13 protein-coding genes are annotated in these 13,442 nt (G+C 72.1%); 2 read left to right on the top strand and 11 right to left on the bottom strand.

The annotated features are described in order from the left end of the window. Positions 1 to 52: 52 nt before the first annotated feature. From JNK12_24590 to JNK12_24545, 10 genes are all read right to left on the bottom strand, one after another. Positions 53 to 985 (bottom strand): copper transporter, encoded by a 933-nt coding sequence (locus JNK12_24590; protein MBL8779125.1) that lies wholly within the window; start codon positions 983 to 985, stop codon positions 53 to 55. Position 986: 1 nt separating this feature from the next. After that, a complete protein-coding gene (locus tag JNK12_24585; GenBank protein ID MBL8779124.1) occupies positions 987 to 2,162 on the bottom strand; it encodes a hypothetical protein in 1,176 nt (391 codons plus the stop codon). Positions 2,163 to 2,233: 71 nt separating this feature from the next. After that, entirely contained in the window at positions 2,234 to 3,085 is an 852-nt protein-coding gene (locus tag JNK12_24580) for a hypothetical protein (GenBank protein ID MBL8779123.1), read from the bottom strand. 7 nt (positions 3,086 to 3,092) lie between these two features. Next, a complete protein-coding gene (gene recN, locus JNK12_24575) occupies positions 3,093 to 4,682 on the bottom strand; it encodes a DNA repair protein RecN (protein MBL8779122.1) in 1,590 nt (529 codons plus the stop codon). Between the two features lie 28 nt (positions 4,683 to 4,710). After that, positions 4,711 to 5,574 (bottom strand): NAD(+)/NADH kinase, encoded by an 864-nt coding sequence (locus JNK12_24570; protein ID MBL8779121.1) that lies wholly within the window; start codon positions 5,572 to 5,574, stop codon positions 4,711 to 4,713. Between the two features lies 1 nt (position 5,575). Then, positions 5,576 to 6,379 carry a TlyA family RNA methyltransferase gene (locus JNK12_24565; protein MBL8779120.1) on the bottom strand — a complete coding sequence of 268 codons (804 nt, stop codon included), beginning with the start codon at positions 6,377 to 6,379 and terminating at the stop codon, positions 5,576 to 5,578. 42 nt (positions 6,380 to 6,421) lie between these two features. Continuing rightward, positions 6,422 to 6,910 carry a hypothetical protein gene (locus tag JNK12_24560; protein MBL8779119.1) on the bottom strand — a complete coding sequence of 163 codons (489 nt, stop codon included), beginning with the start codon at positions 6,908 to 6,910 and terminating at the stop codon, positions 6,422 to 6,424. Between the two features lie 54 nt (positions 6,911 to 6,964). After that, positions 6,965 to 7,456, bottom strand: coding sequence for an inorganic diphosphatase (locus JNK12_24555; GenBank protein MBL8779118.1), 492 nt, complete (start codon positions 7,454 to 7,456; stop codon positions 6,965 to 6,967). Beyond that, positions 7,456 to 8,484 (bottom strand): hypothetical protein, encoded by a 1,029-nt coding sequence (locus tag JNK12_24550; GenBank protein ID MBL8779117.1) that lies wholly within the window; start codon positions 8,482 to 8,484, stop codon positions 7,456 to 7,458. The genes JNK12_24555 and JNK12_24550 overlap by 1 nt, the downstream gene beginning before the upstream one ends. 115 nt (positions 8,485 to 8,599) lie before the next feature. Further along, complete coding sequence (locus JNK12_24545; protein MBL8779116.1) at positions 8,600 to 9,370, bottom strand: HAD-IIA family hydrolase; 771 nt, start codon at positions 9,368 to 9,370, stop codon at positions 8,600 to 8,602. A 27-nt stretch (positions 9,371 to 9,397) separates the two neighbouring features. Here JNK12_24545 and JNK12_24540 point away from each other — a divergent pair, with 27 nt between their 5' ends. Next, a complete protein-coding gene (locus JNK12_24540) occupies positions 9,398 to 10,639 on the top strand; it encodes a DUF1015 domain-containing protein (protein MBL8779115.1) in 1,242 nt (413 codons plus the stop codon). 54 nt (positions 10,640 to 10,693) lie between these two features. Further along, complete coding sequence (locus tag JNK12_24535) at positions 10,694 to 12,355, top strand: hypothetical protein (protein ID MBL8779114.1); 1,662 nt, start codon at positions 10,694 to 10,696, stop codon at positions 12,353 to 12,355. Positions 12,356 to 12,400: 45 nt separating this feature from the next. On the opposite strand, the gene JNK12_24530 is transcribed toward JNK12_24535, so the two are convergent. Then, the gene (locus JNK12_24530) at positions 12,401 to 13,417 is read right to left on the bottom strand and encodes a 2-oxoacid:ferredoxin oxidoreductase subunit beta (protein ID MBL8779113.1); all 1,017 of its coding nucleotides are present in this window, start codon (positions 13,415 to 13,417) and stop codon (positions 12,401 to 12,403) included. Positions 13,418 to 13,442 lie beyond the last annotated feature (25 nt).

The following is a 13,442-nucleotide window of genomic DNA, read 5'->3' as shown; positions in this document are numbered from 1 at the left end:
GGGGCCGGGGCCGTGCCCTCGGCCGCGTCCGCCGGCGGCTGGGAAGGACCCGTCAGGGGGTCTCGGGCCATTCGGGCATCGGCCCCTGTGCGCCGGCCCCGTAGCCGTAGTGGCCCACCACACCGCGGCTCAGGTCGGCCTCGGCGAGCACCGCGGCCAGGCGGCCGGACGGGCCACCGAGGTCGTCCACGGTGGAGATGGCGGCGGCCCGCTCGGCGTCGTCGCGCACGACGGCGACGATGTCGCCCTGCGCGGGGCCCCCGTCCTGCTGGCGGTACTCCTCGGCCACCACGCCCGGCTGGTCGAGGTTGACGAGCACGTCGGCCATCACCGCGAGGTGATCGGTGGACGGGAGCTCGGACTCGGTGCCCGACACGAGCAGCACCTGGAACTGCTCGTCGGCCAGGTCGGTGAGCTCGTTGGCGCCGTCGCCGAGCTGCGAGAAGCTGAGGAAACCGGCGTCGATCAGCGCGGTGGTGGCGCCCTCGGACGTGGCGCCTTCGGAGAGGTCCTGGAGCACCCGGCGCCACGCCTGGCGCTGCATGCGGGCCGCGTCGGACACCTCGACCCCGAGGGCCTCTGCCATGGCGGCCTGCTCGTCCTCTTCCTCGAGGGCGAAGGAGGGCTCGATCCATACCGTGCCGGGCACCGTGGCGCCGGCCTGCTGGAGGAGCTCGTCGGTGTCGTCGACGACACCCTCGCTGACGCCGCGGTCGGCCATCACCAGCACCGAGCGACCGTCGAGCCGGCTGTCCGCCGCCCAGGGGGAGGCGTCAGTGAGCGACTCGTCGAGCTGCTCGTTCTCGTCGGTCAGGCGGTCGTTGGCGGCCTTGCGCTCGTCGAGCGTCTTGGACACGTCCTCCACCTGGTTCTGGAGGCTCTCGACCACCGACGGTCCCACGAAGGTGGACCCGACCATGATGCCGAGGGCCAAGGCGAGGAAGACGGCCACGATGGTGACCAGGTGATAGCGAAAGGTGAGCACGTCAGAAGTTTCCGGTGAGGGTGACCCACATGTTGCGCAGCATGAGCCACACCGCATCGAGGATGGTCTGGAGGGAATCGGACAGGGACAGGAGCACGAGCACGACCGCGAGCACCGCCAGGATCAAGAGGCCGAGGTCGCGGCGGCGCAGGCGGCCTTCGTAGAGCTTCGAGACGCCCTTGGCGTCGACCAGGATGGGGCCGAGGCGCAACCGGGTGAGGAACGTCGAGGACATGCCGGCGCGCCCCTTGTCGAGGAACTCGACCATGGTGGCGTGGGTGCCCACCGCGACGATGAGGGAGGCGCCGGCCTCGTAGGCCAACAACATGGCGGCGTCCTCGCTGGTGCCCTCGACCCAGAACTCCTCGTAGTCCACACCGGCGGCGGCGAGCTCCTCGCGACCGGGCCCGCGCCCGTCGGGGTGCACGTGATGGACCAGGTCGGCGCCGCAGCGCAGCGCTCGGTCCGACACCGAGTCGTAGTCGCCGATGATGACGTCGGGCTTCAGCCGGTGCGAGAGCAGGGCGTCGGCCCCGCCGTCGACGCCGATCAGCACCGGCCGGTATTCGGAGATGTAGGGCCGCAACGCCCGCAGGTCCTCGCGGTAGTCGATGCCCCGGACGACGATGAGGGCGTGCCGACCCCGGAAGTCCGCCTTGAGGGGTGGGATCTCGAGCGGGGCGAAGGTGAGCTCGGCCTCGTTGCGGATGTACTCGAGGGTGTTGACCGCGAACTGCTCGAGCTCCTCACCGATCGAGCCGCGAGCGTGCTCCATGCGCGCCACCACGTCGTCGTGGGTGAGGACCTTGCCGGTGGCCACCACCTCCTCGCCGATGCGCACCTCGCCGCCGTCGATGGTGACCGTGTCGCCGTCCTTCAGACGCTCGAGCAGCGAGCGGTCGACCTCGTCGAGCAACGGGATGCCGGCGGCGACCACCCGGATCGGGCCGCCGTTCGGGTAGCGCCCCGAGATCGACGGCGACGCGTTGAGGACGGCACCGGCGCGCTTGTCGACGAGGCCGTCGCCGGCCACGCGATCGAGGTCGGCGTGGTCGATGATGGCGATCTCACCCGGTTCGAGGCGCTTGATCAGGTCCTTCGTGCGGCGGTCGACCCGCACGCGGGCGGTGATGGGCGCGTCGAGACCGGACACCTGAGTTCTCAGACGGCGCGCCATCTACGTCTCCAACATCGTGGGGGCAGCGACGGCCCGTCGTCGGGGGCCACGGCGCTGCCGCAACAGAACCGTCACATCGTACCGCTCGGGCGGCGCCCGACGCGATCGAGCGCCCGCAGGGGCGGGGTGGCGTCGATGACCCGGGAGAACGAAACCGCCTCGCTGGCGAGGTTCAGCGCGGCCACGACGACGAGCGCGACCGTGCGCACCTCCGGCGCGGTCGCCAGCACGAGGGCGAGGCCCATGGCGCCGCCGACCACGTTGGCGCCGACGTCGCCGAGCATCAGCTCCTCCCGCAGATCGGGGATCAGGAGCGCAGCCGACGCCCCCAGGACGAGGGCCACGGCCGCCAGCTGCGGGGGCGCCTGGGTGGCCGCCACCAGCACGGCGAACCCCAGCAGGGCGACCTTCAGAGTGCGTCCCGGCGCACGATCGAACAGATTTGCGAGGTTGGCGCACAGCGCCACCAGGGCGGCGTCGAGCAGGATGCGCCCGATCGACCCCGCTCGGGGCCCGGCCACCACCACCACACCGACAGCAGCGCCGCCGAAGAGCTTGAGCGAGCCGGTGGTGAGGCGCCCGCGCGCCAGCGAGGTGAGGTGACCCTTGAAGCCGCCGGACTGGCCCGCGCCGGCGAGGTCGTCGAGCAGGCCGAGGAACCCGAGGCCGAGCGCCAGCACGAGCACCTGCGCGCGCACCGGGGCCCACTCGGGGTCGAACGACCAGCCGGCGGCGTCGGCCAGCGCCACCACGCCCTGGGCGGCGATGGCGGCCAAGACGATCACCAGGCCCCCGGCCGTGGGCAGCGTGTGGTCGCGGTAATTCGTGCGCTCGAGCGCGGGGATGGCCAGAACGGGACGCGTGCTCCACCAACCGGCGAGGCCGAGGACGAGGCCGACGAGGAAGGCGGCGAGGACGGTCACGCGGTGGTCAACGCCCGCGCTCGCGGGCGGCGCTGGCCAACAGCTCGGCGGCGTGGCCGTGGGCCGCCTCGCTGTCGGGACTGCCCGACAGCATGCGCGAAAGCTCGACCACGCGTGCCGCCTCGTCGAGCACCGCCACCTGGGTGGTGGTCACGCTGCCGTCGTCGGCCTTGCTGACCGCGACCTGGGCATCGGCGAACGCGGCCACCTGGGGCAGGTGGGTCACGACCAAGACCTGGTGATCGGCCCCGAGCTCGGCCAGTGACCGACCCACGGCGAGCGCGGCGGCGCCGCCGATGCCCGCATCGACCTCGTCGAAGACGAGCACCGGTGGACCTGCGGTGAGCACGAGCCGGAGGGCCAGCATGGTGCGGGCCAGCTCGCCACCGGACGCGACCTTGGCCAACGGCAGCAGCGGGGCACCGGGATTGGCCGCCAACGTGAACGCCACGTCGTCACCCGGGTCGGCGTCGCCGACCGCCACCCCCAGGACCGCCTTCGGCATGGCGAGGGCGGCGAGGTGGGACTGCGTGGCCGCGGCCAGACCCGGGGCCGCCGCACGACGGGCCTGACCCACCCGGGAGGAGGCGGCGTCCACCGCGGCGACCGCCTCATTCCGCAGGCGGTCGAGCGCTCGGGCCCGTTCCTCGTAGCCCTCGAGGTCGGCGAGACGCTCGCTGAGCTCGGCGCCGTAGGCGATGACCTCGGCCAGCGACTCGCCGTACTTGCGGGTGAGCTCGTGCAGGAGGTGCCGGCGGGCCCGCACCTCGGCGAGCCGCTCGGGATCGTCGACGATGGACTCCCCCACGTCGCGCAGCTCCGACGCCAGGTCGCTCAGCTCGGCCTGGACCGCCAGCAGCCGCCCCTCGACGGCGGCGAAGGGCGCTCGCCCGGCGACCGCGGCGAGGGCGGCGGCGAGGCCGTCCTGACCGCCGCCTTCACCGGTGAGCTCCTCGACCGCCAGAGCCGCGGCCTCCCGGTGGGCGACGGCGTCGGCGAGCCGACCCTCCTCGGCCTCGAGACGGTCGTCCTCGCCGGCGTCGGTGAGGCCGGCAGCCGCCAGCTCGTCCACCTGGTAGCGCAGCAGGTCGATCTCACGGGCCCGGGCGCGCTCGTCGCCGCCGAGGGCCTGGAGGCTCCGTTCGATCTCCGCGAGGTGCTCCCGTGCCGCCTTGAGGGGCCCGAGATCGACGTCGCCGTAGCGGTCGAGGGCCCGCCGCTGCACCGAGGGGGCGAGGAGTGACTGGTGGGCGTGCTGGCCGTGCAGGTCGACGAGTCCGCCGCCGATCTCAGCCAGCGCGGCGACGGTGGCGAGGCGACCGTCGATGTAGGCCCGGCTGCGACCCTCTCGGGGGATGACCCGGGTGAGGACCACCTCGTCGTCACCGTGCAGGAAGCGGCCCTCGACCCGGGCCTCGTCGGCGCCGGGGCGGACCAGCTGCGGGTCGGCCCGTCCACCCATCAAGAGATCGATCGCGCCCACGATGAGCGTCTTGCCCGCGCCGGTCTCCCCGGTGACCGCGGTCATGCCGGGGCCGAGCACGATCGACAGCGACTCGATGACGCCGAGGTCCTCGACCGCGAGCTCGCTCAACATGACGGGGCCTCCCCCGCCAGCACCGCGGTCAACGGTCCTCCAGGCCGAACTTGGCCTTGAGGATGGCGTGGAAGTCACGCTCGCCGAAGGTGACCATGCGGGCCCGGTGCTCCGAGCCGGTGCAGACGACGGCGTCACCCGGCACGAGCTCGCCGAGGTTGCGCCCGTCGACCGACAACGTCGCGGTGCGGTGACCGCAGACGACGAGGCGGATCTCGTCGTCGGGGTTCAACACGAGGGTGCGATCGAACAGCATGTGGGGCGACACCGGCGTGAGCTGGAGCGACCGGTGGGTCGGGGCCACGATCGGCCCCCGCGCCGAGAATGCGTACGCCGTGGAGCCCGTCGGGGTGGCCACGATGAGCCCGTCGGTGGCGTAGGTGGTGAAGAACTCCCCGTTCACCCACACCTCGAGGCGCACGGTGTGGCCCGAGGGGGTCTTCTCGAGTACCGCCTCGTTGAGGGCCAGGTGGTGGGGGCCGCCGTGATCGGGCCATCCCGCCGCCTCGACCGAGACGTCGAGGAGCATGCGCTCCTGCACGTCGTGGTCGCCGGTCAGGATGCGCTCGAGGGCGGCGTCGAGGTGCTCCGGCTCGATCTCGGTGAGGTAACCGAGCTGGCCGATGTGCACCCCGAGCACGGGCACTCCCTCGGTGGACACCAGGTCCACCGTGCGCAGGATGGTGCCGTCCCCGCCGAGGCTGACCGCGAGGTCGAGCCCGTCGGCGAGCGCCCGGTCGTCGACCCCGAAGGGGTCGAGGCCCACGATGGCGGCGTCGTCGCGGGGCAGGCGCACCTCGTGACCTCGTGCCTCGAGCCAGGCCGCGGCGCCGCGCGCGGTGCGAGCGGCCTCGTCCCGCTCGTGGTGGACGAACAGGGCGACCACGGCCACCTCAGCCGTCCTCCCGCCGGGCGACCGCCTCGTCGACGACGGCGTCGAGGTCGAGGTCGAGGTCGACGATCGGACGCGGTGCGTCCCCGGACGCGGCCGTCCGCGCCCACAGGAGGAACTCCACGTTCCCGTCGGCGCCGGTGAGGGGCGAGACCATGGCCCCCATGATGACGGCTCCGTGGTCGATCACGGCGCCTTTCACCTCGCCGAGCACCCGGCGCCACACCACCGGGTCGGTGATGACCCCTCTGCCGCGTGCGGCCTCCTGACGTCCCGCCTCGAACTGGGGCTTCACCAGCAGGATCAGGTCGGCGCCGGGACGGGCCACGGTGACGAGCGCCGGCAGGACGGTCCGCAACGAGATGAACGACAGGTCGGCCGTGACGAGGTCGACCGCCCCGCCCACGTCGTCAGGACCGCGCAGGTCGCGGACATTGGTCCGCTCGTGCACCTCCACCCGCGGGTCGTCGCGGAGGCGGGTATCGAGCTGGCCGTGGCCGACGTCGACGGCCACCACGCGGCGGGCTCCGCGCTGCAGAAGGGCATCGGTGAAGCCACCGGTCGACGCCCCGGCATCGAGTGCGTCACGTCCCTCGACGTCGATGGGGAACCGTTCGAGGGCGGCGTCGACCTTCTCACCGCCCCGCCCCACGAAGCGCGGCGGTGGGCCCAGGACGGCGAGCGCCTCGTCGGGGGCGACGAGGCGCGCCGCCTTGTCCGCCGGGGCACCGGCCACGGTGACCCGCCCGGCGGCGATGTGCTCCTGGGCCTGGCGACGCGTCGGTGCCAGGCCCCGTCGAACCAGCTCGGCGTCGAGCCGGCGGCGGGGCGCCGTGGGAGCCCGGCCTCAGGCGCTCTTGGTGGCGGCGGCCTTCTTGGCGGTCGACTTCTTCGCCGAGGCCTTCTTGGCGGTCGACTTCTTGGCCGCGGCCTTCTTCGCCGGTGCCTTCTTGGCCGCCGTCTTCTTCGCCGTGGTCTTCTTCGCGGCCGGCGCCTTCTCGGCGGCAGGAGCGTCCTTGGTGATCTTGTCGATCTGGCGCTCGAGGTCCTTGGTCAGCTTCTCGATCTGGCGCTCGAGGCGGCCCAGCTCGGTCTTGGTGGCCAGGCCCAGGCTCTTGACCTGGTCCTTCACCTCGGCGCGGATCCTGCGGGCGAGCTTCTCGCTGCGCTTGCGGTTCTCGTCGAGCAGCTCCTGCACCTTGTCCTGGGCCTGCTCCTGGCGGATCTGGCCCGCCTTCACACCATCGCGGACGATGGCCTCGGCCCGACGCTGCGTCAGCTGCGTGAACTCGACGAGGCCATCGACGTACTTCTGGAGGAAATCGGTCTGTGCCATGGGTTCAGCCTACGACCGGGGTCAACGCGCTTGCAACAGTTAGCACCCGGGCACTCAGTGGCCGGCGTGCTCCTCGTGGCGGCGCTGGGACGCCGCGATCTCGGCCTCGGCGGCGGCACGACCCTCCCAACCGCGCACCTCGGCGTACTTCTTCGGCTCGAGCACCTTGTAGATCTCGAAGAACTGCGAGATCTCGGCGAGGAGCTCGGGGCGCAGGTCGTCGAGGTCGACGATGGCGTCCCAGCGGGGGTCACCGGCGGGGGCGCAGAGCACCTTCGCATCGGGCCCGGCGTCGTCACGCATCCAGAACACCCCGAGAGGGCGAGCCAGCACGTGGCACCCAGGGAACGTCGACTCGTCGAGCAGCACGAGCGCGTCGAGCGGATCGCCGTCCTCGCTCAGCGTCCTGGGGAAGAACCCGTAGTCGACCGGGTAGCGGGCGGCGGTGAACAGGTGCCGGTCGAGCCAGATCTCACCCGTCTCGTGGTTGGCCTCGTACTTGTTGCGCGACCCCTGGGGGATCTCGATGACCACCTCGATCTCCATCAGCCCTGCTCCTGTCCCTCGTCGGTCGGGACCTCGGCGAGCCCCTCGTCCTGCAACCACTGCCGCACCACCGTCCGCGGCGACTCCCCTTCCAGCTCCACCTGCGCCCGCAGGTCGCGCACCACCTCGTCGGTGAGGCGCGGGGCGAGCTGGGCGATCAGGTCGGCGACTTCGGGGTAGTCCTCGGCCACATCCTGGCGGATGGTGAACGACGGGTTGTAGATGGTGAACGTGCCGGCGTCCTCCAGCACCTGGAGGTCCCCGGCAGCGAGGCGGGGGTCGGTGTTGAGCACCTGGCCGAAGGTGCAGAAGAGCCCGGCCTCCACCTGCTCGTAGAGCTCGTCGGTGGGCAGTTCGGCACCCGGGGTCACCCGCACGTCGAACGCCCGCTCGAACTGGCGCAGGCCGTCGGGGTCGTCGGCGAACCCGGTCGACTCGTCCACGCACAGGCTGGGCCCGGTCTCGTCGGCATCGTCGAGGGCCTCGGCGAGGTCGGCCAGGGTGCGGATGCCGAGCTCGTCGACCGTCTCGGGGGATGCGGCGATCGCGTACGCGCTGTTCGTCGGGGCCGGCGGCAACCAGTCGATCTGGTTGCGCTCGGCGTCACGGTCGCGCACCGCCTCGTAGAGCTCCGTCGAGGTCCCTGCCGGGTCACCCTGTTGGAGGATGCGCGTCCAGCCCGTCCCGGTGTACTCCCAGTAGCCGTCGATGAGTCCACTGAGCTGGGCCTGGCGGACGACCGCGGTGCCGCCCGCCCCGATCTCCTGGTGGACGGTGGCGCCGGCGGCCCGGGCGGCCTCGACCGCCAACCAGCCCAGGAGCTCCTGCTCGGGCGACTCCTTCGAGCCGATGGCCAGGTCGGCGCCGTCGAGGTCGACCTCGTCGCCCGTCCACACGAGGGCGTCCGCGCCGTCGTCGGCGGGGTCGGCCTCGGGGAGGTCGGCGGCGCATCCCGCGGCCAACAGCGCGAGGACGGCGAGGGCCACCCCGACCGGCGCAGCGGCGCGACGCGCCCGGAGGATCCTCATCGCCCCATGGTGGCCGATGGCGGGGCGGCAAGGGCCGCGTCGACCATGGGGTAGGTGTCGGCGACGACGGCTATCGCCCCCGCCGGCTGCGGACCGCCGCCCGCCTGCTGCGGCGTCACCGACCCGCCGGAGCCGACGGTTCGGCGGCGAGGGTGGCGTCCACCGCCGCGGCGAGATCGGCGAAAACGAGATCCGGGACCGGGTCGACGGGCAGGTCGACGCCACGCGTGACCCCGCTCAGCACGAGCACCCACTCGAACCCGAGGGCCCGGGCGAAGCGACCGTCGGTGTCCGGGCGATCGCCGACGGCGACGCCGACCGGGCCGACGAGCGCCCGCACGTACTCGGCCATGGGCGGATAGGGCTTGCCGGTGACCGTCGGCACCACCCCCGAGGCGGTGGCCACCGCGGCGAGGATCGACCCGTTCCCGGGGACCAGGCCCTCCGGGGTCGGGTAGGTGGCGTCGTCGTTGGTGCCGATCAGCCGGGCGCCACGGCGCACCGCTCGGGAGGCCCGGTCCATCTCGTCGTAGTCGAAGTCCCGGTGGAAACCGACGATCACCGCGTCGGCGTCGCCGTCGCGCACCGGAACGGCACCCCGGGCCAGCACCGCCTCCTCGACCCCGGGTCCGGCGCACAGGAACACCCGCTCCCCCGCCTCGACCTGGCCGACCGCCACCATCGCGGAGGTGACCACGTCGCCCTGCGCCGCGATGCCCTGGCCGGCGAGCTTGGCCTCCTGGTCCCCCACCCGCACCGAGGAGTTGTTGGTGACGAAGACGACCCGCTCGCCCGCCGAGCGGAGGCGGGCCACGGCGTCGGCGGCACCCGGCAGGGGCTGGTCGTCCAGCCACACCACACCGTCGAGGTCGAGCACCCAGGCCATGGGGCACAGTCTGCTAGCAAGAGGGACGTGCCCCCCACCTCGGCCCCTGACGCCCCCGACGCCCCGACCGCCGGCCCCGCCTTCGCCCCCTTCCTCGGCGTGCGCTACGACCCCGACCGCTTCGGCCCCGACGCCGTCACCGCCCCGCCCTACGACGTGTTGAGCGAGGACGACCGGGCCTCGTTCCTCGCCCGTGACCCCCACAACGCCGTGCGCATCGACCTTCCCCGCCCCGAGGACGGCGTCGACGCCTACGAGCTGGCGTCGCGTCTGTGGCAGGAGTGGCTCGACGAGGGGGTGCTCGTCATCGACGACGAGCCCAGCATGTACGTCTACGCCATGGGTTTCTTCGACGAGTCCGGGCACCCGCACCAGACCATGGGCGTCATCGGCGCCCTCACCCTCAGCCGCCCCGGCGAGGGCGGCATCCTCCCCCACGAGCACACCACCCCGAAGGCCAAGAGCGACCGCCTCGACCTGCTCCGCGCCACCCACGCCAACCTCTCCCCCATCTGGGGGCTCTCGCCCGTCTCGGGCCTCACCGCCCTGTGCGAGCAGACCGCGCCGCCCGACTGGGCCTGGACCGACGACGACGGGGTGCACCACCGCCTCTGGCAGGTGCGCCAGCCCGGCGTCCTCCAGGCCATCTCCGAGGCCGTGAGCTCGGCTCCGGTGCTGATCGCCGACGGCCACCACCGCTTCGAGACGTCGCTCGCCTACCGCGAGGAGCGCCGGGAGACCGACGGGCCGGGCGGGAACTACGACGCCACCCTGGCCTACGTGGTCGAGCTCGCCGACGAGCAACTCACGGTGCTGCCCATCCACCGACTCCTGGCCGCCCTGCCCGACGACCTCGACCTCCCGGCGGCGCTGTCACCGTGGTTCGACGTGTTCGAGGCCGGCGCCGGCGACGACGCCACCCTGCCCGCACAGATGGTCGACGCCGGGGCGCTCTGCCTGGTGACCGCCGAGGGCCGCTGGCTGCTGCGCCCACGCCCCGAGGCCATGGAAGGCGCCCGCGACCTGGACTCCAGCCGACTCGACGTCGCCCTCGCCGGGCTCCCCGCCCACGAGCTCAGCTACCAGCACGGCGTGGGCAACGTGGTGGCCGCGGTCGAGTCGGGCCAAGCCAGCGCCGGCGTCCTGCTGCGGCCCGCCACGGTCGAGCAGATCACCCAGATCGCCCACGGCGGCGAGCGCATGCCCCCCAAGACGACCTTCTTTCACCCCAAGCCCCGCACCGGCATGGTCTTCCGCTCTCTCGACTGACGCGGCCCCGCAGATCCGGTGGGCGGGCGAGCCCAGCGCGACAATGGACTCAAGGTGGGCTCACGAGGGACGCGCGCTGCGGCGCTGGTCGGCTTCCTGGCCATGTCGGTGCTGACCCCGGCGCGCCCGACATCGGCCGCGAACGCCGCCATCGTGGTGACCACCACGGCCGACGTGGTGAGCAGCGCCGACGGCGTCCTGTCGCTCCGCGAGGCCATCGATCTGGCCAACGCCAACAGGGGTGACGACGTCATCGTCCTCGCCAGGGCCGCTACCTATCGGCTCACCCGTTGCGACACCAACCCGAACAACGCCAACTCGAACCGCGACGGCGACCTCGACCATCGGGACCGGACCGGTGGGCTGACCCTGCGTGGTCGCGGCGCGACCATCGTCGGCGGAACGAGGTGCCCGACGCGCATCCTGCACCACGTCGGCACCGGTCTGCTGGAGCTACGGGCCGTGACCATACGCGGCGGCCGCCTCGACAACTATGAGCAACGCGGCTTGCTCTCGGGCGCTGCCGTCCTTGCGGAGGGGGACGTGACGGCCACCAAGGTGACGCTCACCGACAACGTCGCGTTCCGATTCAACGACGGCAATGGCCCGTGGGTCGAAGGTGGCGCGCTGTCGTCATCCGGCGCGGTGAACCTCATCAGCTCGGAGATCGGCCGAAACGAAGGGGGCGAGGGAGGCGGCGTGTACGGGCGCTCGGTCACCCTAAGTGACACCTGGGTGCACGACAACCTGGGCGGATACGCGGGTGGCGTGGGGGCTCGCGACGCCATCACCGTGGAGAACGGGAGCGTGGTGGAGGGCAACCAGTCGGGCGGGGCCAGCTGCTTCGGCTGGGGAGGCGGCGGGCTCAAGGCGGACGACGTGACGGTCACCGGGGGGTCCGTCATCTCGGACAACTACGCCCCGCGCGGCAGCGGAGGCGGGATCTCAGCCACGACGGTGCACCTCTCCGACGCGATCGTTCGGGGCAACCGGGCTGATCCGAACACCTGCGGTGTCGCTGGAGGGGGTGGCGCAGGCATCGAGGGCGAGACGATCACCGTCGAGCGGTCGACGATTGCCGACAACGTGTTGAACCCGTGGACCTACCCGCCGGGGTCGAGTAGCCGTGCCTACGGCGCCGCGATCCTCGGCCGCGCCGTCACGTTGGTCGACTCCACCGTGTCGGGCAACCAGGCACTCGATGCAGGAGAGGTGGCCGGCATCCGCTCCGAGACGAGCCTTCAGGTGACCAACAGCACCATCACGGGGAATCTCGTCGACTCTGGGGAGGGGGCGGGAGTGTCGAGTCTCGGCACCACGACGCTCCGCCACGCCACGATCACCGACAACCAGGGGCCCTCCGCCGCGAACCTGCATGCGGCCGGTCCCGTGGAGATCGAGCACTCGGTGATCGGGCAGGGGGTCGGCGGGTCCGCCTGCGCCGTGGCCGGCTCGGTGGTCTCGCTCGGCTACAACGTGGCGCAGGAGGACGGAACCGCCTGTGGCGTCGGGCCGGGGCCCGGAGACGAGGTCGGCCTCCCCGATCTCGGCCTGGCCGCCCTGACCGACAACGGCGGACCCACCCTCACGCAGCGGCCGTCGAACGACTGGCTCAGCATCATCCCGATCGACAAGTGCTCCACGGCCACCGATCAGCGAGGCGAGCCTCGCCCCCAGGGCGACCACTGCGAGGCCGGCGCCGTCGAGATCCCCTGAACGCCACCGGGCAGAAGCTGCCGTGCGTGGCGATCGCCCGCGGTGTTACGCCACGTCCCAGGTGGCGCCGCTGCGGAGGAGGGCGGCGAGGTCGCCGGGGCCCTTCGCCGCCTGCGCCGCCGCCAGCTGCTCGGACACGGCCGAGCCGTACTCCGGGTGCTCGACGGCGCGGAAGACGCCGATGGGCGTGGGCTCGTGCGGCCCCCGGGCCAGGCGGGACAGGGTGAAGGCGAGGTCGGGGTGGTCGCGTGACTCGTCATGCACGAGGATGGCGTCCTCGCCCACGTCGGCCACCTCGGCGATCGAGGCCTTGCCCTGCGAGCTGAGCACCACGCCGAGCGACCCGTCGGGGCCGAAGCGGATGGGCTCGCCGTGCACCAGCGGGATGAGCATCGACTCCCGGTTGTCCTTCTTGGTGATGTCCTCGAAGGCGCCGTCATTGAAGACGTTGCAGTTCTGGTAGATCTCCACGAACGCCGCGCCCTTGTGGTCGTGAGCCCGGCGGAACGTCTCGATCATGTGGGCCCGGTCCATGTCGTGGGTGCGGGCCACGAAGGTGGCCTCGGCCCCGAGGGCCACGCTGATGGGGTTGAACGGCGTGTCCAGCGACCCGAACGGGGTCGACTTGGTGACCTTGCCGATCTCGCTGGTGGGCGAGTACTGGCCCTTGGTCAGACCGTAGATCTGGTTGTTGAACATCAGAATGGTGATGTTCACGTTGCGGCGCAGGGCGTGGATGAGGTGGTTGCCGCCGATGGAGAGGTTGTCCCCGTCGCCGCCGATGACCCACACGTCGAGGTCGGGGCGGGCCATGGCGAGACCCGTGGCGATGGCGGGCGCCCGGCCGTGGATCGAGTGCATCCCGTAGGTGTTCATGTAGTACGGGAAGCGCGCCGCACAGCCGATGCCGGACACGAACACCGTGTTCTCCCGGGCGACGCCGAGGTCGGGCATGAGCATCTGCACCGCGGTGAGGATGGAGTAGTCCCCACACCCTGGGCACCAGCGGACCTCCTGGTCGCTGGACCAGTCCTTCTTGGTGGTGATCTCGACGTTGCTCATACTGCCCGCTCCTGTTCACTACGTT

It is taken from the genome of Acidimicrobiales bacterium (assembly GCA_016794585.1).
GTDB lineage: Bacteria > Actinomycetota > Acidimicrobiia > Acidimicrobiales > DATDAH01 > JAEUJM01.
The sequence above is the reverse complement of the archived record's forward strand: the minus strand, read 5'-3'. Positions and strand labels throughout refer to the sequence as shown.